Origin of the sequence: Streptomyces sp. NPDC058576, assembly GCF_042718715.1 — a bacterium.
Classification (GTDB): Bacteria; Actinomycetota; Actinomycetes; order Streptomycetales; family Streptomycetaceae; genus Streptomyces.
This window is the reverse complement of the sequence record NZ_JBHXPF010000005.1, coordinates 131,727-151,657: the sequence shown is the minus strand read 5'-3', so window position 1 is coordinate 151,657 and position 19,931 is coordinate 131,727. Positions and strand designations below refer to the sequence as shown.

The window sequence follows — 19,931 nt, the reverse complement described above, 5'->3', positions numbered from 1 at the left end:
GTACCCGCCCCGCCGGATCGCCGCCCCGGCCGAGACCGCCATGAGGAAGACCCGATGACGCGTACCTACACCCCCGGCTCCCTGGTCACCGCCCGTGGCCGGGAGTGGGTCGTCCTCCCGGACAGCGAGCCCGACCTGCTCGTGCTGCGACCTCTGGGCGGGTCCGACGACGACATCTCCGCCGTCTTCCCCGCGTTCGAGGAGGTGCGGGACGCGCAGTTCGCGCCCCCCTCGCCGGACGACCTCGGCGACCAGCGGGCAGCCGGGCTGCTGCGCTCCGCCCTGCGCATCGGCTTCCGCTCCGGCGCCGGCCCCTTCCGCTCCCTCGCGGGCATCGCCGTCGAACCCCGGGCCTACCAACTGGTCCCCCTGCTGATGGCGTTGCGGCAGCAGACCGTACGGATGCTGATCTCCGACGACGTCGGTATCGGCAAGACCGTCGAGGCGGGCCTGATCGCCAAGGAACTCCTGTCCCAGGGCGAGGCCGCCGGTCTGGCCGTGCTCTGCTCGCCCGCGCTCGCCGAACAGTGGCAGGAGGAGCTGCGTACCAAGTTCGGCATCGACGCCGAACTGGTCCTCGCCTCCACGGTCTCCCGACTGGAACGCGGCCTGGACCTCGGCCAGTCCCTCTTCGACCGCTACCCGCACGTCATCGTCTCCACCGACTACATCAAGTCCACCCGACACCGCGACGACTTCGTACGCCACTGCCCCGACCTCGTCATCGTCGACGAGGCCCACACCTGCGTGGCCGCCGACGACACGGTCTCCACCCAGAACCAGCTCCGCTACGAACTCCTGCGCCGCGTCGCCGAGGATCCCCGGCGCCACCTCCTGCTGGTCACCGCGACCCCGCACAGCGGCAAGGAGTCCGGCTTCCGCAACCTGCTGGGCCTGGTCCGGCCGGAGCTGGCCGACGTGGACCTGGAGACGGACCGCGGCCGGCGGCTGCTCGCCCAGCACTTCGTGCAGCGCAAGCGCGCCGACGTACGCCAGTACCTGACCAAGGAGAGCGGGCTGGCCGACGACAGTCTCGCCGAGAAGACCGCGTTCCCCTCCGACCGCGAGTCCAAGGACGAGAAGTACAAGCTGTCTCCCGCCTACCGGGCACTGCTCGACGACGCCATCGCCTACGCCAGCGAGCGCGTGCAGGCGGCCGGCGAACAGGGCCGGCGCGAGGCCCGTATCGCCTGGTGGTCGGCGATCGCCCTGCTGCGCTCCCTGGTCTCCTCACCCCGGGCCGCCGCCCAGACCCTCTCGACCCGGTCGGCCGCCGCCGTCGCCGCCAGCGCGGAGGAGGCCGACCGGCTCGCCGCCCCGCTGACCCGCGACTCCGCCGACAGCGACGCCCTCGAAGGGCTCGACGCGGCCCCCGGAGCGGAGACCGAGGACGCCGGAGCCCGGCTGGCCGACCTCGCCGAGCGGGCCGCCGCCCTGGAAGGCCCGGAGGAGGACCTCAAGCTCGCCGCCCTCGTCCGGCACCTCAAAGCCCTCCTCAAGGACGGCTACCACCCCATCGTCTTCTGCCGGTACATCCCCACCGCCGAATACGTGGCCGAGCACCTGGCGAAGAAGCTCGGCTCCAAGACGGTCGTCAAGGCCGTCACCGGCACCCTCTCCCCGCAGCAGCGCCTCGGCCGCATCGAGGAACTGGCCGCGCTCGCCGGGGACGACCCCGCCGCCCGCCGGGTCCTCGTCGCCACCGACTGCCTCTCCGAGGGCGTCAACCTCCAGCACCACTTCGACGCCGTCGTCCACTACGACCTGGCCTGGAACCCCACCCGCCACGACCAGCGCGAGGGCCGGGTGGACCGGTACGGGCAGAAGCGCGACAAGGTCCGCGTCATCACCCTCTACGGCATCGACAACGGCATCGACGGCAAGGTCCTGGAAGTCCTGATCGCCAAGCACCGCCAGATCCGCAAGGACCTCGGCATCTCCGTCTCCGTCCCCGACGAGGCGTCCTCCGGTGTCACCGACGCCATCGTCGAATGGCTGCTGATGCGCGGACGGCAGCCCGAGCAGGAAGGACTGTTCGGCGTCGAGGAGCTGAAGGCCGTGGACGAGCGGGCCGCCGAGCTGGAGAGCCGGTGGAACTCGGCCGCCGAACGCGAGACGCGCTCCCGCTCCCGCTTCGCCCAGCGCGCCATCCACCCCGAGGAGGTCGCCCGCGAGGTCGCCGCCATCCGCGACGCCCTGGGCCGCGCCGACGAGGTGACCGGCTTCGTCCGCCACGCACTGGGGGCGCTCGACGCGCACGTCGTCGAAGCCGACGACGGCAGTGGCGACTTCACCGCCGAGGTCAGCGGCGCCCCCGCCGGACTGCGCGACGCCCTCGCCCCCGTGGCGGGCGCCGAGGCCGTCGAGTCCGGGCGGCCCATCCCGTTCCGCACCTCGGCGGCCGTGGCCCGGGGCGAGGCCGCCCTGGTCCGCACGGACCCCGTGGTCGGAGCCATCGCGGCCCACGTCCTCAACACGGCCCTCGACGCGAAGGTGCCGGGCCGCCGCCCGGCCCGGCGCTGCGGAGTGGTCTCCACCGCCGCCGTGGCCGCCCCCACCACGCTCCTCCTGGTCCGCTACCGCTTCCACCTCACCCTCCCCTCCCGGCAGGGCACCCGCAGGGTCGTCGCCGAGGACGCCCGCCTCCTCGCCTACGAGGGCTCGGCGCGGAACCCGCTCTGGCTCCCGGAGGACCGGGCCCTCGCCCTGCTCACCGCGAAGGCCGCCGAGAGCACCGACGACTACTTCCAGGAACGCACCATGCGCCGGACCCTGACGCAACTGGACGCGGTCCAGGACCACATGGCCGCCCAGGGTGACCGCCTCGCCGAGGAGCTCCACGAGTCCCACCGCCGGGTCCGGCGCGCCTCCGACGAGATCGTGCAAGGTCTCAAGGTGACGGCCCAGCAGCCCGCCGACATCCTCGGCGTCTACGTCTACCTGCCCCCGATCACCGCAGACGGAGAGGCCGCCTGATGTCCGCCACCACCCGCAACCAGGTCTTCTCCGCCGTCCACACCGTCGGCGGCCTGCTCCCCGCCGACATGCTCGTCCGCATCTCGGCGAGCAAGGAGGGCAAGGACGTCCCCGGGTCCGGCCCCGCCGACTACCACGTCATCGGCCCCCGCCGGTCCGTCCGCGACGAGGCCGAACGCCACTGGGACTACCTCAAGGCGATCTGGCGCGAACTCCGCGACAAACTCCCCGTCAGCGCCGAGTCCGAACTGCCCGCGGACCCGACCGGCCTCGCCGTCGACCAGTGGCTCGAACCCCTCTTCAACGAGCTGGGCTTCGGCCGCCTGACGACGGTCGCCGCGGGGGAGTACCGCGCCGACAGCGACCCGGAGCGCGTCTTCCCCGTCAGCCACCGCTGGCACCACGTGCCCGTCCACATGGCCGCCTGGAACTCCCTGCTGGACAAGCGCCCCGGCGGCGTCGGCACCGTCCCCCCGCACTCCCTCCTCCAGGAGTGCCTGAACCGCCGGGACGCCCACCTCTGGGGCGTGCTCACCAACGGCCGCCAGCTCCGCCTGCTGCGGGACTCCAACGCCCTGGCCACGGCCTCGTACGTCGAGTTCGACCTCGAAGCGATCTTCGACGGCGAGCTCTTCAGCGAGTTCGTCCTGCTCTACCGGCTGCTGCACGTCTCCCGCTTCGAGACCGGAGAGGCGGGCGTCCCGTCCGGGTGCTGGCTGGAGAAGTGGCGTACGGAGGCGATCGCCTCGGGCACCCGGGCACTGGACCACCACCGCGACGGCGTCCAGCGGGCCATCACCACACTCGGCACGGGGATCCTGCGGCACCCGGACAACACCGTCCTGCGCGAGAACCTGGACGCCGACCGCTTCCACGCGTCCCTGCTGCGCCTCGCGTACCGGATGATCTTCCTCTTCGTCGCCGAGGACCGCGACGCCCTGCACAGCCCGGACGCGAGCCCGGAGACCCGTAAGCGGTACGCGAAGTACTTCGGCTCCGCCCGCCTGCGCCGCCTCGCCCTGCGCCGCCAGGGAACGGCCCACGCCGACCAGTACGCGGCACTGCGCATCGTCCTGGACGCGCTGGGCCGCGAGGACGGCCGCCCCGAACTGGGCCTGCCCGGCCTCGGCGGCCTCTACGACGACACCGAGGCCGACGCCCCGCTCCGCGACTGCGCCCTGTCCAACGCCGCCCTGCTCGAAGCGGTGCGCCACCTCTCCCGCGTACGCGACGAGAAGACGGCGCGCTGGCGGCCGGTGGACTACCGCAACATGGGCTCGGAGGAGCTGGGCTCCATCTACGAGTCCCTGCTCGAACTGGTCCCCAAGCACAGCGCCACCGAGCGCTCCTTCGAACTGGTCAACCGCCTCGGCAACGACCGCAAGAAGACCGGCTCCTACTACACGCCGGCCTCCCTCATCGAGACCCTGCTCGACTCCACCCTCGACCCGGTGATAGACGACGCCCAGAAGCGCGGCGAGCAAGCGGCGTCGGAAGCGGGCGAGCCGGACCCGTCGGAGGCGATGGTCCGCGAGCTGCTGTCGCTGACGGTCTGCGACCCGGCCTGCGGATCGGGCCACTTCCTGGTCGCGGCGGCCCGCCGCATCGCCAAGCGGGTGGCGGCGGTGCGAGAGAGCAACCCCGAGCCCACCCCCGTGGCCGTACGCAGCGCCCTGCACGAGGTCGTCGCCCGCTGCCTCTACGGGGTCGACCTCAACCCGATGGCGGTCGAACTGGCCAAGGTGTCGCTGTGGTTGGAGGCCCTGGAGCCGGGCAAGGCACTGGGCTTCCTGGACGCGCACATCAAGCACGGCAACGGCCTCGTGGGGACGACGCCGACGCTGATGCTGGACGGCATCCCGAACAAGGCGTTCAAGGCGGTGGAGGGCGACGACGACAAGGTGGCCCGGCGCCTGGAGAAGCAGAACCAGGCCGAACGCGGTGGCCAGAGCGGCCTGTTCGATGTTGTGGTCGAGCCGAAGGTCTCCAACACCGCGTTCGCCTCGGGCCTGCGCCGCATCATCGCGGCCCCGTCCGACGAGCTGCGCGAGGTGCACGCCCAGCAGGCGGCGTACGAGGCATGGCGCGATCAGAAGGAGTACGTCCACGCCCGCCACGTGGCCGACGCCTGGTGCGCCGCGTTCATGTGGCGCAAGACGGAGGACGCCCCGGCACCGGTGACCCACGAGGTCTTCCAGTCCCTGCGAGACCCGGAGGCCGACTCGGCCTCGGCGGCCACCCACAGGGAGATCGACCGGCTGCGGGACCTGTACCACTTCTTCCACTGGCACCTGGAGTTCCCGGAGGTTTTCACGGTGCCGGAGAAGGAGAAGGCCGAGAAGTCGGGTGCCTCGGGGGAGGGGGAGCCTGCGGAGGGGGTGGACCCGGCTACGGGGTGGTCGGGGGGGTTCTCTTGTGTGGTGGGGAATCCGCCGTGGGACCGGTCTGAGTTTGAGGACAAGAAGTACTTCAGCGTTATTGAGCCGTCGATTGCGCAAACGTCCGGTGTAGAGCGAGGTCGACGTATCGCTGCTTGGATGGATGAGAATCCTGAGGCAGGGCAGCGGTACATGGACGAGCGACGAAAGCTGAAGTCAACCTTCATGTTCGCTAGCGGCTCGGGAGTTTTCCCTCTGTGCTCGGAGGGGCTTACGGCCGGCGGTGTAACGAAACTTCAGGTCGATCAACTTTTTGTGGAGCTCTTTGCGTCGGTAGTGCATGTTATGGGCCGATTCGGCTGCATTGTGCCTACGGCAATTGCTACTAATGCCGGTGGGCAGTTTCTCTTCAGTGACTTCGCCCGGCGCGGCGCGGTGGCAGTGCTGTACGACTTTGAGAACAGCAAGCCGCTCTTTGTTGGGGTGGATTCTCGCTATAAGTTCTGCCTTCTCTCGTTGGTTGGTCGAGGTCTCCGGGAGCATGCGGCGCGATTCGCCTTCTTTCTGGAGGACTCGATCGATCTCGATGACACGGACCGGGTGTTCGCGCTCAGTCCCGAGGAGATTTCCCTCATCAACCCCAACACTGGCACACTTCCGATCTTTCGTAGTCGGCGGGATGCGGATCTCGCTGCTTCTATTTATAGACGATTTCCAGTTCTCAAAGATGAGGGGTCAAGCGAGGGAGATCCGTGGCGAATTGACTTTAAGTACATTTTCCGGAGCGCCAACGACGGTGATATTTTCCGGACCCGCGAGGAGCTCGAAAGAGACGGGTGGTGGTTGCAGGGTAATGTTTTTGAGCGGGGTGAAGAACGAATGCTCCCCTTGTATGAGGGCAAGATGGCCCATCACTTCGACCACCGTTGGAACAGCTACTATGGAACGGGCAACAACGACCGTCGGCGTCTCGAAATTCAGGAGAAGCGGGGCCCGTCGGAGAGCGCCCTTCCGCGGTATTGGATCTCTGACGTAGGTTTTATTTCGACGTCACGGAAAGGGAGGGAAGTTGAGGTTCCCGGTGTCGCCGAACGGCTAGACGAGATCGGCTGGGGTTACCAGTGGCTCTGCGGATGGCGAGATATCTGCCGTACAACGGATGAGCGGACGGCTATTCCCGCATTCTTGCCGCGCTCGGCAACACTTCACACCTATCCTCTGATGTTTCCTCGCGTCTCACCCGAGCTTGTCGCGGCGCTGATCGCTGCTCAGAGCTCGTTCCCTCTCGATTTCGTCAGCCGTCAGAAGATCAGCGACGCGCATATGAAACTCTTCGTGTGGAAACAGTTGCCTGTTCCGGCCCCAAGCGCCCTTGAGCCCCACACTGCTTTCATCACGCCGCGTATCATCGAGCTGGTCTGCACGACGTACGAGATGGGCCCTCTTGCCCGTGACCTGGGAGACGAGGGCGCACCGTTCCGCTGGGACGAAACCCGCCGCGCCCAGATCCGAGCCGAACTCGATGCCTACTTCTTCCACCTCTACGGAATCAGCCGCGACGACACGGCCTACATCCTGGAGACCTTCCAGTCGGAGACCGGCGGCCTCAAGAACAACGAGATCGCCAAGTACGGCCACTACCGCACCAAGGACCTCGTCCTCGCCGAGTACGACCGCATGGCTGCCGCCGGCCTCAGCCTCAGTACGCCCCTCGTGGACGGCGAGAACTACACCTCCACGCTCACCCCGCCCCCGGGTCACGGCCCGCGCCACCCGGCGGAGCCGGAGGCCGACTGACGTCAACAGCGGTCCGGGGTGGTGGTGGCCGTGTGGCGCGCGAGTCTTCCCTGGACCGTTACAGCAGGTGGTCGGCTCTACCTGCCTTGATGTCACGGATCAGCGTACGCAGCGCCTCACGTGTGTCCGTGAGATAGGTACCCTCTTGGCCGGCTACGGCGATGTACGCGTTGCCGTCTGGATCGGTGCCGATACGAAAGCAGTTGTTGCCCTCTCCGCAGAAGGGGGCTTCCCACTCGATGTCCGCCACGGTCGTTCTCCTCACAGGTCTTTGATGATGTTGCGGATGAAGTCGCGCGATGCTGTGACTGACAGACTCTTACTGTCCATCCAGCCCAAGTGAGCTCGATACTTGGCCAGTTGCAGCTCAGCGTGCATGAACGCGGGGCCGTGAGCCGTATCGAGTTGCACCGTGTCGAGCCGGGGCACCGGACCTTTCGCGTACAGCGCGGCATGTCCCGCTCCGGGGAAGCTCCCGAGGGCAAAGGGAATGACCCGCACCAAGACGTTGTCCCGCTCGCTCCACTCGATCAAGGCTCCGAGCTGGGCTCTGGCGGCGTCTCGTCCCCCGAAGAGCATGCGCAGGGCGGCTTCGTGAATGTAGCCCGTATAGGTCGGCGGATCTCGGCGCTCCAGCACGCGCTGCCGGTCAACACGATGGGCCACACGCAACTCGACCTCTTCGCGAGGGAGGGGTGGCAGCACTGCGGCGAAGATACTGCGAGCGTAGTCCGCTGTCTGAAGAAGGCCGGGCACGTGGGCGGTCTGTACCGTCTGGATGCTGGCGGCGTTCCACTCCAGCTCGACGATGTCGAGCAACCCCGGCGAGATGCTGCCTCGATACTTGCTCCACCACTGGGGCTTGGCTGGTTGAGCCATCTCCTCAAGAGCGGCCAGGTACCGCTCGTCCGCGCAGGCACAGTGCGTCGCCAGCGTCCGCAGCCGGTCCGGACTGATGGTGCGGACGCCTGACTCGATGTTGGAGATCTTGCCCCGATCGATTCCCAGCAAGCCCGCCACGTACTCGGCGGTGAGGCCCGCCTCTGTGCGCAACTTCTTGATCTCCGCGCCCAGTCTGCGCTGTTGCTGCGTGGGTGTGGTGCGTGGCGGCATCGATCGTCCCTCTCCTCGGGCCGTAGGCCAGTCTGCCGGGTGAGCCTCGCGCAATCCATTCGGGGCCAATCCCTATGACGGGGTGGTACATGCGCCACCTGTTGCCCTACCTTAAGTCACGCGACGCTCACGCAAGGCGAACAAGAAGAGCATCGCGTGAGCCTGCCCGCGTCCTCCTGCCCTGGGAGGGGTGTGCTCGCGCCAGGGAGACAGGCCACTGCCTCGCCGCGTCGTCCGTCCGTTCCGTTCAATCCGCGTCGGGGCCATGCCCCGCAGTCGCCAGGCCTCATCAACGACGCGATCGCGTCCCGGTGTTTACCATCGATTGGAGCCGTCATGCCCGAGAGTCTGCCCAGGGTGTCCGCAACGTCTGCCGCAGCCGTCGACCTCGCTTCCCCCGCGACCCCGCTCGCACTCCGCACCCCCGCTGCCCACCGCGCAGCTCAACTCGGCCCGGCGGCCGGGCGATCCGCCCTTCCCGTCTACGCCCTCGGCTACCCGTACGCCCTCCAGGTGGCGTCCCGGATCACCCAGTGCCCGCCGCCCCCGCCGGACCTCCGGGAGCCCGCGGCGTCCCACTTCGTCTACGGGTTGACGCTCCCCTCGGCCACCGCGGCCCCGCTGATCGCGCACGAGACGGCGGACGTCGTGCTCGACGTACACGAGGTCGAGGACGAGCTGGTCGAACCGGCCCTCGAACTGGTCCATGAACTCGCCGTCCATGCCTGCCGGTTCACCGGGGCGGGGGAGATGATCCACCTGGTTCTCCGCCGCTTCCACGGCGTCCTCCAGGTGGTGGTGCACGACACGCACACCCCGCACCTCAACTCCCGTCTCGCCGGCCAGTGCGCTGAGCGCCGCAGGGTGTCGCTCACGGCGGTGCGGGAGTTGGTCGAGCGGCGCGGTGGCGAGTGCGGGTTCGCCGCAGCGCACCCGCCCGCGACGGGTGTGTGCACCTGGGCGTCGATCGGGCACGACCTGGCGGGGGCGGCCGGCCCGGGTGCCGCCGAAGGGGAGGTCGCCTGACGCCGCGTGACTGCCGGGCGCCCACGCCGTGGACGCCCGGCGCGGGGGTGTGCGACTCGAACGAAGGTTCCGTGAACGCACGTGTGAGCGACTTGGGCGGCAAGAAGTGTCTGTTGACATCGCCAACGTGTGTACGTGATGATTCAGGAGTGAACGGTTCGGCGGGTTCGTCGCGGCCGCCCGCCCACCCCTGTGAGGAGCACTTCATGTACGACGAGACCCCCCTGCGCCAGCTGATCGCCAAGCGCATCGACGAGGCCGAGCCGTCCGCTCTGTCCCCCGAGGCCGCCGCCCTGCTCCACGAGACGCTCCCGGAGCCCGCTCCGGAGGAGGAGGGGCGGGCCGGTCCCGTCTACCTCCGGTCCATCACGGCGGCCGGCTGGCGGGGCGTCGGCCCCGAGGCGACGCTCGACCTCCCGCACGGCCCCGGGCTCACCGTGATCACGGGCAGCAACGGCACCGGGAAGTCGAGCTTCGCGGAAGCCGCCGAGATCGCGCTCACCGGGCTCAACGCCCGCTGGGACGGCAGCAACGGCGGCAAGCCCCGCGCGCAGACCTGGCGGAGGGGGTGGCGCAACCTGCACGGCGCCACGGCGCCCCTGGTCGCCGTGAGCCTCACTCTGGACGACGCCTCCGAGCCGGTCACGGTGCGCCGCACCTGGTACGGGGAGATGGTGGAGGACGCGCGTACGACGGTGGTCCGGGAGGACGGCACCGAGCTGAAGCTGGACGAGTGCGTGAACGCCTCGTTGCTCGACGTCTACCGGCCGTTCCTGCCCTACAGCGAACTGGGCTCGATGGTGGATGGGACGATGGCCGACCTGCACCGGAAGATCTCCACGTTCATCGGGCTCGGTCAGCTCGCGGAGATGGACACGAGGCTCGCTGCTCGGGCCAAGGAGTGCAAGGAGATCGAGGTCAGGCCCGGCCCGTTGAAGGCCGTGGCCGTCGAGGCGCTGGACGGGCTGGACGACCGGCGTGCCGTCGACGCGATGCGGGCCCTCGGCGGGCGTACCCCCGACGTCGACGCCGTACGGGATCTGCTCGACCGTGACGCGGTCGCCGACCAGGGTGACGCGGCCCGCCTCCGGGTGCTGGCGTCCCTGGCGGGTCCGGACGAGGCGGAGGTGACCGGGGCACTGGCCCGACTGAGGGAAGCCACCGCCGCCTTCGAGGACGTACGGCACTCCAACGCCGAGGACGCACACCGTCTGGCCGGGCTGCTGGAGACCGCGCTCGAACATCGCCGCCGGTCGGGAAGCGCCCACTGCCCGGTCTGCGGTACCGAGGACCGTCTCGACCTGGCGTGGGCCGAGGCGACACGGGCCGAGATCGAGCGGCTCCAGGCGGAGGCCGCCGAGGCCGAGGCCGTACGCCGGGCGCTCAGCAGTGCCAGGCGCGCGGTCCACGACCTGGTGCAGCCCGTGCCCGATCTGCTGCGGGGAGAGGAATCGGACCTGGCGGGACTGTGGCGAGAGTGGTCGCTCTGCCGGAGTCTCACCGACCCCGCCGAACTGGCCCAGCGGGTCGGGCTCCTCGCGCCGACGCTGGGCGCGGCCTGCCGTCAGGTCGGGGAGGAGGCCGCGCGCCGGCTGACCGACCGTGACACCGTCTGGAGGCCCGTGGCCGTGCGGCTCGCGGAGTGGGTCGAGGCGGCGGAGAAGGCGAAGGACGCGACCGGCCGGCGCAAGTCGGCTGAGGCGGCCCGCAAGTGGTTCAGGAAGCTGACGGACGAGCTGAGGGTCGAGCGGATGGAGGACTTCGACAAGCAGGCCCAGGACGTGTGGACGAAGCTCTGCGAGAGCAGCAGCGTCTCCCTCGGCCGCGTCGACCTGACCGGCACCGCCAAGCTGGGCAGCGTCCGGCTCGACGTCTCGGTGGACGAGCAGGAGGCGCCCGCGTACAGCGTCATGAGCCAGGGCGAACTGCACTCGCTCGCCCTGTCGCTGTTCATCCCCCGGGCCACGCACGAGGCCAGCCCGTTCGGCTTCCTCGTCATCGACGACCCGGTGCAGTCGATGGACACCCAGAAGGTGGAGGGGCTGGCCACCGTCCTCAGCGAGTGCGCCCGGCACCGCCAGGTCGTCGTCTTCACCCACGACAACCGGCTGGAACAGGCCATCACCCACCTCGGGATCGAGGCGACGGTCCACCGCATCTCCCGCGAGGAGCAGTCGCACGTGACCGTCGAGCGGATGAGGGACCCCGTCAAGCAGGCGATCGAGGAGGCCAGGGAGGTCTCCCTCGACCCCTCCCTGCCCCAGGCCGTGGCCGACCGGGTCGTCCCGGCGATGTGTCGTGCCGCCCTGGAGGTCGCCTGCGTGGAGACCGCCCGCCGGACCTTGCGGGACGAGGAGGGCCGCCGCCTGAGCCTCGCGGAGTTCGAGAAGCGGGTGCCGGCCCGGGGAAGCGCCAAGCAGTACGTGGGGTTCGCGCTCCTGGGGGACCCCTCCGGAAAGTGCAGGGCAGCCGTTGAAGGGCTGCACCGTGGAGGCTGGGACCTGATCGAGAAGCTGAACGAGGGCTCCCACTGGGGTCTGGCCACCGTCACGGACCGCAAGGAGCTGGTGCGGCGTACGGAACGGCTGGCCGAGGCCATCCTGCGCTTCGGCCGGGGCACCGGCGGCCCGCAGGGTGGTGCCCGATGACGGACGACACCGCGCGCGCGGACGTGAACGCCGCCCAGTCCCTCCTGCGCCCCTCGGCCGGCACGATGACCGCGCTCGGCCCCGGTGTGCGGGCCCGGGCGGCGGCCCTGCTGCTGCGCCGGGCCCTCGAACGCGGCCTGGACGACTTCTGGCGGGGTGTGACCCCCGGTATGACGAGGACCAACAAGCACCGCATCTTGTGTCTGGGGGCGTACACCGACCGGGAGACGGCCAGGCTCTGCTACCTCACCTGGTCCGCGCTCAGCACGGCCTGCCACTACCGGACGCAGGAGATGCCTCCGACGCCCTCGGAGATCCAGGGGCGCCTGCCGGCGGTGGAGGCCCTGCTGGAGACACTCGACGGGGGGCCCACGGTCCCGTACGCCGTGACGGCCCCGCCCTCGCCGCCGCAGAACGCGGCGCGACCGGCCGCCACCCCCGCCCCGCCACCGCCCCCGGGCCGGCAGCCGGGCGGGACCGTTCCGAAGCCCGGCCCGCCGCCGGGACGGCGAGCCGCGCCTCCGGTCGTCGGCGGCCCGTGAGCGTAAGGGGGGAGCCGTCCTCACGGCCGACGGCCGACGGCACCCCTCACCCTCACGAACGGACGGGCATCCGCCGGACGGGCTTCGGCAGCCACCCGATGTGCCGGAGCGTCGGCACGACCCGGCTGAGCAGGAAGAAGACGACGGGCGTCCGTTCGTCCTCCTCGGGGAAGAAGAGCGCGTGCTGTACGGCGACGGTGTCCTGCGGGTCGTCCAGATCGACGTGGACGGGATCCGCGAGGACGAACGCCGTGTCCAGCTCCACGTCGGGCCTGCTGGTCAGCTCGCGTAACTCGTCCAGGCCGCACACCTCGACGAAGTCCGCGGTGGTGAACGTCTTCTTGACGGTCGGCCGGTCGCCGGGCACCGCGACCCAGCCCATGACGCGGAGTTCCTCGCTCCCCGGGGCGGTCTCCTGGACACCCGCGCGACGACGGTTGTGCAGGTTGGACAGCGGCGCGGGCATCTCCGGGACCACGGCGGGCTGGTACAGGACGAGATCCCGCTCGCCGTTCTCCCACCGGGTGTCATGGATCGTGAGCTCGGGCCGGCCCTCCAGCCGTACGCGCCACACCAACGCCGTACCCCCGCACCGCGCGCCGGAACACGTGGCCGCGACGCCCTTCGGCACCAAGCCGTCCCGTCGCAGAACCAACTGATCCATGATGGTCATGGCGACCACGCCCCTCCCCTGCGGGGTGGCACACCCCGTGCTCCCCTGGGCGGAGATTATGCGCGCAACTAGGCCGAAAAGGATGGGTGTTGGGAAAAGTGGCGATGCGGCCTTCCTCCGGAACGGAGAAATGGGCATGAGCGGGAACGAGCCGGGGCCCGGCAGCCCGGACGAGACGCCCGAGTTCCTGCTCCGGCTGCCCGGCGCGGGCGAGGTCGACCGGGCCCGGGGCGTCCTGCTGGACGCGGTCGGGACCAACGGAAGCCGCAAGTTCCGCATCCTTGCCGGCTCCCCGGCCCGGGACCGGGAGATGCCGTCCTTCTCGACCCACTTCTCCGGCACGGCGAGGACACGCGCGGGGCTGAAGCAGCAGGGGGTCCTGCGGCCGTCCACGCGCTGGCCGGGATGGCTGGAGGCGGCCGAGGACATCGACTGCGGTTCGCCCTCGTTCGCCGCCGGGGTGCTGGTGGGGGCGCCGCGTAACGGGTGGATCGACTGGAAGACGGAAGCCGACATACCGCTGTCGGACTTCATGGAGGGCGTCTGGTCCGGGCCCGCCCGCTCCTGGCTGGTACGCGGCAACAACGTCTCCGGCGCCGACCTCGTCCAGAAGCTGTGGCTTCCCGAGGGGCGCGTCTCCCTCGCCGCCCCGCGCCTGCGCCAGGGCGTCGGCCAGGGGGTGAGCAAGGAGCGTCTGCGCGCCATCGTGGAGGAGGACTGGGGCACCACCGCCACGTACAACCAGAAGCTCGAACTGGTCGAGGAACTACACGCGTTCCTGTCCCGGATGAAGCCGGGCGACGCGGTGTGCACGCTCTCGGGCGGTCGGCTCTACGTCGGACAGATCTCCGGCCCGGCCGAACAGACCGCGTCCGACAGCGGTCTGTCGAATCTCCGGCGGCCCGTCGAATGGCAGAGCAAGGGCCACCCCTACGACACCCTGCCCGAGGAGATCAAGCAGCGCCTCGCGGCCCAGCACGACGTCGTGGATCTCACAGTGGTGCAGCCACACATCGACGGGCTCGGCCGCACCGACGAGGAACTGGCGGACGAGGCCGTGGAGACGGAGCGCGACCCCAGCGGCACGACACCCGCGCTCGCCGCCCGCCGCGAGCTGGAGCTGCCCGTCCCCGACCAGGCCCTCGCCGACGAGCTGCTGACGCACGACGCCGGCTGGCTCCGGGAAGTCCGCGACCTGCTCTGGGACGAGAAGCAGTTGATCTTCTACGGCCCGCCGGGCACCGGCAAGACGTACGCCGCCCTCGCACTGGCCGAGTACCTCGGCGGCGGGGCCGAGCGCGTGAAGCTCGTGCAGTTCCACCCCTCCTACTCCTACGAGGACTTCTTCGAGGGCTTCCGGCCCCGCGAGGACCCCAAGACGGGTGAGGTCGCCTTCCGCCTGACGGCCGGGCCCCTGCGCGAGCTGGCAGATCTGGCGTCCCGCGAGGGCCACCACCACATCCCGCACTTCCTGATCATCGACGAGATCAACCGGGCCAACCTGGCCAAGGTCTTCGGCGAGCTGTACTTCCTCCTGGAGTACCGCAGGAGGTCCGTGCGGCTCACCTACTCCGGCGATGACTTCCTGCTCCCGCCCAACCTCTTCGTCATCGGCACCATGAACACCGCCGACCGGTCGATCGCCCTGGTCGACGCCGCGATGCGCAGGCGTTTCGCCTTCGTGGAGCTGTCGCCCCGCACTGAGCCCACTCGTGGCCTGTTGCGGCGCTGGCTCGGCCGGCAGGGGTTCGACAGCCGCCCGGCGGACCTCCTGGACGCTCTCAACTCACGGATCGACGACCCGGACTTCCTCATCGGCCCCTCGTACCTGATGAACAAGAGCGTGCACCGGGAAGGCGGTCTGGACCGGATCTGGCGGACCAAGATCCTCCCGCTGCTGGAGGAGCACCACTACGGTGAGTCCTTCGACATCGCGAAGCGGTACGGACTCGACGCCCTGTCCCGGTCCCTCGGCGACGGCGGACCGGGCACCGCGACCCCGTGACGACCGTCGAACTGGGCGAGCACGGAGCCGCCGTCAGCGTGCCGCTCCCGGACGAGCTCGGCCGGGCGCTCGCCGCCTCCCGCATCGTCGAGGCGGCCCCCGACCCGTATCTGCCGGGCGCCTGGCGGCTGAGGGCCGGCGGCAAGGTCGGAGCGGTGTCCGTGAGGGTGCCGGGGCAGGACCCCGTGACCCTCAGGATCGCGCCCAAGGTGCCGGTGCGGCGGCTGTTCTTCCTGATCGGCTACGCCGCCGACCCCCGGGTGCACCGGGACGGCGAGGTGGACGTGACCGAGCACGACGAGGTCCTTCCGGCACTGGCCCACGGGTTCGAGAGGGCTGTCGAACGCGCGCTGCGTCAAGGTGTTCTCCAGGGCTACCGGCACACCGAGGAGACCTCACCGGTGGTACGCGGGCGCATTCGGGAGGCCGACCAGGTCAAACGTCACCACGGGCGGGCCTTCCCGGTCGAGATCGCCTACGACGACTACGGCACCGACATCCCGGAGAACCGCCTCCTGAAGGGCGCGGTGGAGCGGCTGCTCCCCTTGGACCGTGTACCCGACGACGTACGCCGCCGACTCCGCCACCACAGAGGCCGCCTGCTGGACGTACAACCGTTGAAGCGGGGGGTGCGCGACCTGCCCCGGTGGCGGGCCGGCCGGCTGAACCACCGTTACCAGCCCGCGCTACGACTGGCCGAGACGATCCTGCGCGGTTCGTCGGTGGAGCACGGCGCGGGCCGGGTCTCCGTCGACGGGTACCTCATCGACACGCACAAGATCTTCGAGGACTTCGTCTGCGTGGCCCTGCGTGAGGCGCTGGCGCTGCACGGCGGCCGCACGGCCCTCCAGGCCCGCGGCGTGCACCTGGACGAGGACCGGAACGTAACGATGCGTCCGGACCTGGTCTGGTACGGGGACGGTGGTGAACCACGGGCTGTCGCGGACGCCAAGTACAAGGCGGAGAAGCCCGAGGGATTTCCTGACGCCGATCTCTACCAGATGCTCGCCTACTGCACGGCGCTCGGCCTTCCGGACGGCCACCTCGTGTACGCGAGGGGGTACGAGCCGAGCGTGACGCACCAGGTGCGGAACGCCGGAATCCGCGTTCACCAGCACGCCCTGGCGCTGGACCGCCCGCCGGGAGAGCTGCTGGCCGAGATCGCCGCCCTTGCCCACACGGTGGCGGGCGGGACTGGGGACGCGTCCGTCAGGTGAGGTCCTCAGGCGGCACGAGAGCCCCGTTGGTGAGACCGTCGCGAGCGAGAGCGCTCGCTTGCTCGGCCAACCGGGCGACTTCGCCCACGTACGTCTCGAACTCCCGCAAGGCGCGGAAGGCGGCACCGTAACGCCGTTGCTCCTCCACGGCCATCTGCGGGACGCGGGCGCCTTTCACGTCGAGGCGGTAGGTCCCGCTGCTGCTGGTCGAGCGCCGCTTGTTGGACGTACTGCGCAGAAAGCCCTGTAGGTAGTCAGTGTCCAACTGGTCGCTCGTCGAATGTGGTTCGGCATCCGTGAGCTCGACAAGTCCGGCGCGGGACAGATCGGCCAAGCTGACCGTCGCGCCGTCCAGCGTCCCGGGCCCCTCGCCTGCCGAGAGGGCGGGCAGCAGGGCGTTGAGCTGCCCCAGCCTCTCCTCGATGCGTTGCCGGAGGGCACGATATTCAGCGGGCAGATCCTCGCGTGCGGCGTCCACATGGACACTCGGGGTGAGATCGACGGAGTCGTTGAGCAGGTCGATGAGCGGCACATCGACAGCTTGCTCGGCCGCGGGTTCCATCAGGCCGTCGGCCGAGTTGGAGGTCAGGTCCACCATGCGCACCGACTTGGCGCCGCTGGACGCGTCGGCCGGGCGACGCAGGACCCACAGATGAACGGGTTGCGCGTGTGAGGCAACCATCCCGGCCGGCAGAGCCACGACATCCGTGAGGATGCCCCGACGGACCATCTCCGCCCGAATACGTCTGCCGGCCTTCCGGTAGGCCACGGATGCGGGCATGACGGCGACGACCCTGCCGCCGGGCACGGTGTGGGCGTAGCAGTGCTGGAGCCAGGCCAGATCCCCCTCCGCCTTCGAGGGTGTGCCCAGCTCCCAGCGGGAGTCGAGGAGCAGCTCCTCACGGCCCCAGTCCGGACCGGCGGTCGGCGGGTCGCACAGGACGAGGTCGGCACGGAGATCGGACCAGTGGTCCTGGCGCAGGGAGTTTCCGGTCTCGATGACCGTGTTCCGGTACCCGGCGAGGTCGGCTCGCGCCTGCGCCAGCTCCGCCACCCCCGGATCGATTTCCTGACCACGCCGTAGAGGGCCCTCGGCGGGTCCGACGGACAGGAGCAGGGTCCCGATACCGCAGGCAGGATCGAGGATGACGGAGTCGCCGGACACGGCCCCCGCGAAGTGCCTTACTGCTTTGACCAGGCGCAGCGAAGTGACCTGGTCGGAGCCCACGCGTCGTGAGGAGTCGCGGAAACGCTCCACCAGCTGCTCGACGACCCGAACCGGCGTTTCCTTCGCGGCCAGACCCGTGGCCAGCTCGGCCAGATCCTCGTCCAGTCCGCTTGCGTCGCCGCGAGCCAGGAGGCGGGCGACGCCCGTGACGCCCGTGATGATGTCGTCGCCGAAGTGACCTCGTAGCGCTTGCCACAGGCGGACGTCGTCCGAGACGTCCGTGCCCTTCTGCTGTTTGGCGAGCCAGGAACGCACTTCGGCGCGAGAGAAGAGCGGCGTGCTCGCTCCGGCATCGGCAGGGGCGGGAAAGTCGCTGTACCGCCGTCGCCAGTTGGAGACGGCGGCCCGGGTCACCCCCGCCAGCCTGGCGATCTCTGCTCCGGTGATCAGTGAATCGGCGGCTGGTGGAGTTGATTCCTTCATGATTCCACCGTACACGTCGTTCGCCTGAGATCCGATGGGTAGTGCGTTGGCAATGTCAACGAGCGCATCGAGGGCTGCTCGAATCCAGTGGTGCCCAGGTGCTGAATCCTGCTGGCGGATCGCCCTCGGGATCCCCTTGACCGAGTGCGCCGCATTGATCGAGGGCGATCAGCCGGAGCTTGATTCCCCCTGGTTCCGCCGAGAGTCTTCGGCACAGGCCAAGACAGCTTCAGGGAGGCCGACGAAACCGGTCTCCAACGGCTTGAGGCACTCAAGGCCGGCCAAGGTGATGGTCTTCTGAAGTCGGCAACGCTCGTCCAGTATCCGAGTGGGCAGGACATAGAAGGTCCATTGGTCAAGGTCGAGAGGATCTAGCGTCTGCTTCTCCCGGTGATGCAGGAGGCAGAACACGTACACGTCGGCGCGGCGCAGCACATCTGCTGAAGTGATGTCGGTCTGGGCGTCCCAGCCGGAGGCAGGCGCGATGCGGAAGGAGACTCTCGATGGCTGCGACTGTGCCCAAGACTGCAGGTAGGCCGTCGACTTCACCTCGATACGCCAGTTCTGGGGCGTGCGGATGTCAACTGTGTCCCATTCGGTGCGGGTACCGGTGGCAGCGCCCAGCGCGGTGGCCACCAGATACTCCGCCAGGACGCCTCGCATGGTGTTGTTGGTCAGGTCGGAGCACGCCCAACTCCAGAAATCGGCGAGCTTGCCCACCGTCCTGCCGTCGGCTCGTATCAGCTCATCGCCACTGCGGCGCACGATGACCAACGGACCGAGCTCGGCTCCCATACAGTCCTCCGAACGATGAAATAGAGGGCTAAGCCTGCCAGTAGCGCCCGTCCTGCGCGGAGCTCTCAGCACTATCCTCTGGGCAGAGGCCAAACGGACCATCGCCGTGAGCATGCGTCCTTTTCGACCTCATCCGATCAAGAGTGGACTTACTCAGAGTTGCGCCCGTGATCGAGGTCTGGATCCAGTCCGCTGTCGCGGAGATCCCCTCCCCCAGTGCCATGGGCGGCACTCTCGGGAAGAGCGCTTGCAGGCGGCCGCTGTCGGCCTGGGAGTGGGCGACATCACCAGTGCGCGCAGGCACGAGCTGCCCTTTGACGACGTGCCCAGTTGCCGTCTCGATCTCCTGGATCAGACCCAGCAGCGAAGTCCGGCTCCCGAAAGCCAGGTTTACCGGGCGGGGGGCCACCACCCGACGCAGGAGCGCGTCGGTGAGGACGCGGCAGACCGTGCCCACGTAGGTGAAGTCCCGCGTCTGGGTGCCGTCGCCGTGGATCGTGACGGGCTCTCCGGCGAGCGTGGCGCTGATCCACTTCGGGATGACGGCGGCGTAGGCGTGGTCGGCGCGCTGGCCGGGGCCGTAGACGTTGAAGAAGCGGAAGGGGAGGACTGGCAGGCCGAAGCTGTGGTGGTAGGCGCTCAGGTACGCCTCCGTCGTGAGCTTGGTGACCGCGTACGGGCTCATCGGGGCGGTGGCGAGGTCCTCGTGCTTCGGCAGGTGAGGGTTGGAGCCGTAGACGGAGGACGAGGAAGCGGCGATCACGTGCGGGCCGCCGGCGCGGCGGGCTGCTTCGAGGACCTGGAGGGTGCCGGTCGCGTTGGCGTGGTGGCTGGCCAGGGGGTCCTGTAAGGAGCGCGGCACGGAGGGAAGCGCGGCCAGGTGGACGACTGCGTCGGCGCCGTGGAACGCCTGGTCGAGCAGAGCGGCGTCCTGGACGTCTCCCTCGAAGAAGTCGACGTCGAGGCCGGCGAGGTTCGCCTTGTCCCCGGTGGAGAGGTTGTCGACGACTCGGAGTCGGGTGACCTGAGGCTGCTCGGCCAGGGCCTGGACGAGGTTGCCGCCGATGAACCCGGCACCGCCGGTGATGACGATCTGCATAGGGCTGCCCT

Annotated in this window: 13 protein-coding genes; 7 read left to right on the top strand and 6 right to left on the bottom strand. The window is 69.5% G+C overall.

Annotation, left to right across the window (positions count from 1 at the left end; all coding sequences use genetic code 11):
* Positions 1-54: 54 nt before the first annotated feature.
* Positions 55-2,976, top strand: coding sequence for a helicase-related protein (locus ACFWRV_RS06150; RefSeq protein ID WP_384328901.1), 2,922 nt, complete (start codon positions 55-57; stop codon positions 2,974-2,976).
* On the top strand, positions 2,976-7,151 hold the full coding sequence (locus tag ACFWRV_RS06145) for an Eco57I restriction-modification methylase domain-containing protein (RefSeq protein WP_384328898.1): 4,176 nt from the start codon (positions 2,976-2,978) through the stop codon (positions 7,149-7,151). Before ACFWRV_RS06150 ends, ACFWRV_RS06145 begins: the two co-directional genes overlap by 1 nt.
* Positions 7,152-7,209: 58 nt before the next feature.
* Here ACFWRV_RS06145 and ACFWRV_RS06140 read toward each other — a convergent pair whose 3' ends face one another.
* A complete protein-coding gene (locus tag ACFWRV_RS06140; protein ID WP_018958876.1) occupies positions 7,210-7,401 on the bottom strand; it encodes a hypothetical protein in 192 nt (63 codons plus the stop codon).
* 11 nt (positions 7,402-7,412) lie between these two features.
* On the bottom strand, positions 7,413-8,264 hold the full coding sequence (locus tag ACFWRV_RS06135) for a helix-turn-helix domain-containing protein (protein WP_384328895.1): 852 nt from the start codon (positions 8,262-8,264) through the stop codon (positions 7,413-7,415).
* A gap of 357 nt (positions 8,265-8,621) precedes the next feature.
* Here ACFWRV_RS06135 and ACFWRV_RS06130 point away from each other — a divergent pair, with 357 nt between their 5' ends.
* The 3 genes from ACFWRV_RS06130 (at position 8,622) to ACFWRV_RS06120 (ending at position 12,480) form a co-directional block, all read left to right on the top strand.
* A complete protein-coding gene (locus ACFWRV_RS06130) occupies positions 8,622-9,290 on the top strand; it encodes an ATP-binding protein (protein WP_384328892.1) in 669 nt (222 codons plus the stop codon).
* A 206-nt stretch (positions 9,291-9,496) separates the two neighbouring features.
* Positions 9,497-11,938 (top strand): AAA family ATPase, encoded by a 2,442-nt coding sequence (locus tag ACFWRV_RS06125; RefSeq protein WP_384328889.1) that lies wholly within the window; start codon positions 9,497-9,499, stop codon positions 11,936-11,938.
* Positions 11,935-12,480 carry a hypothetical protein gene (locus ACFWRV_RS06120; RefSeq protein ID WP_384328886.1) on the top strand — a complete coding sequence of 182 codons (546 nt, stop codon included), beginning with the start codon at positions 11,935-11,937 and terminating at the stop codon, positions 12,478-12,480. The genes ACFWRV_RS06125 and ACFWRV_RS06120 overlap by 4 nt, the downstream gene beginning before the upstream one ends.
* Positions 12,481-12,532: 52 nt before the next feature.
* Here ACFWRV_RS06120 and ACFWRV_RS06115 read toward each other — a convergent pair whose 3' ends face one another.
* Positions 12,533-13,153 (bottom strand): hypothetical protein, encoded by a 621-nt coding sequence (locus ACFWRV_RS06115; protein WP_384328883.1) that lies wholly within the window; start codon positions 13,151-13,153, stop codon positions 12,533-12,535.
* 136 nt (positions 13,154-13,289) lie between these two features.
* Here ACFWRV_RS06115 and ACFWRV_RS06110 point away from each other — a divergent pair, with 136 nt between their 5' ends.
* Together ACFWRV_RS06110 and ACFWRV_RS06105 are read left to right on the top strand one after the other, a co-directional pair.
* Positions 13,290-15,158 (top strand): DUF4357 domain-containing protein, encoded by a 1,869-nt coding sequence (locus tag ACFWRV_RS06110; protein ID WP_384328881.1) that lies wholly within the window; start codon positions 13,290-13,292, stop codon positions 15,156-15,158.
* Entirely contained in the window at positions 15,155-16,375 is a 1,221-nt protein-coding gene (locus ACFWRV_RS06105; protein ID WP_384328878.1) for an McrC family protein, read from the top strand. The genes ACFWRV_RS06110 and ACFWRV_RS06105 overlap by 4 nt, the downstream gene beginning before the upstream one ends.
* Here ACFWRV_RS06105 and ACFWRV_RS06100 read toward each other — a convergent pair.
* From ACFWRV_RS06100 to ACFWRV_RS06090, 3 genes are all read right to left on the bottom strand, one after another.
* Positions 16,368-18,026 carry an N-6 DNA methylase gene (locus tag ACFWRV_RS06100; protein WP_384328876.1) on the bottom strand — a complete coding sequence of 553 codons (1,659 nt, stop codon included), beginning with the start codon at positions 18,024-18,026 and terminating at the stop codon, positions 16,368-16,370. The two genes, ACFWRV_RS06105 and ACFWRV_RS06100, sit on opposite strands and share 8 nt — an antisense overlap.
* 168 nt (positions 18,027-18,194) lie before the next feature.
* Positions 18,195-18,821, bottom strand: a complete 627-nt coding sequence (locus tag ACFWRV_RS06095) for a hypothetical protein (protein ID WP_384328873.1) — start codon at positions 18,819-18,821, stop codon at positions 18,195-18,197.
* A 28-nt stretch (positions 18,822-18,849) separates the two neighbouring features.
* On the bottom strand, positions 18,850-19,920 hold the full coding sequence (locus ACFWRV_RS06090) for an NAD-dependent epimerase/dehydratase family protein (RefSeq protein ID WP_384328870.1): 1,071 nt from the start codon (positions 19,918-19,920) through the stop codon (positions 18,850-18,852).
* Positions 19,921-19,931: the final 11 nt, after the last annotated feature.

Coding starts and splice junctions, on each gene's coding strand:
- ACFWRV_RS06125 (WP_384328889.1), top strand. CDS start 9,497: ATGTACGACGAGACCCCCCTGCGCCAGCTGATCGCCAAGCGCATCGAC.
- ACFWRV_RS06135 (WP_384328895.1), bottom strand. CDS start 8,264: ATGCCGCCACGCACCACACCCACGCAGCAACAGCGCAGACTGGGCGCG.
- ACFWRV_RS06115 (WP_384328883.1), bottom strand. CDS start 13,153: ATGACCATCATGGATCAGTTGGTTCTGCGACGGGACGGCTTGGTGCCG.
- ACFWRV_RS06095 (WP_384328873.1), bottom strand. CDS start 18,821: ATGGGAGCCGAGCTCGGTCCGTTGGTCATCGTGCGCCGCAGTGGCGAT.
- ACFWRV_RS06090 (WP_384328870.1), bottom strand. CDS start 19,920: ATGCAGATCGTCATCACCGGCGGTGCCGGGTTCATCGGCGGCAACCTC.
- ACFWRV_RS06120 (WP_384328886.1), top strand. CDS start 11,935: ATGACGGACGACACCGCGCGCGCGGACGTGAACGCCGCCCAGTCCCTC.
- ACFWRV_RS06145 (WP_384328898.1), top strand. CDS start 2,976: ATGTCCGCCACCACCCGCAACCAGGTCTTCTCCGCCGTCCACACCGTC.
- ACFWRV_RS06100 (WP_384328876.1), bottom strand. CDS start 18,026: ATGAAGGAATCAACTCCACCAGCCGCCGATTCACTGATCACCGGAGCA.
- ACFWRV_RS06150 (WP_384328901.1), top strand. CDS start 55: ATGACGCGTACCTACACCCCCGGCTCCCTGGTCACCGCCCGTGGCCGG.
- ACFWRV_RS06110 (WP_384328881.1), top strand. CDS start 13,290: ATGAGCGGGAACGAGCCGGGGCCCGGCAGCCCGGACGAGACGCCCGAG.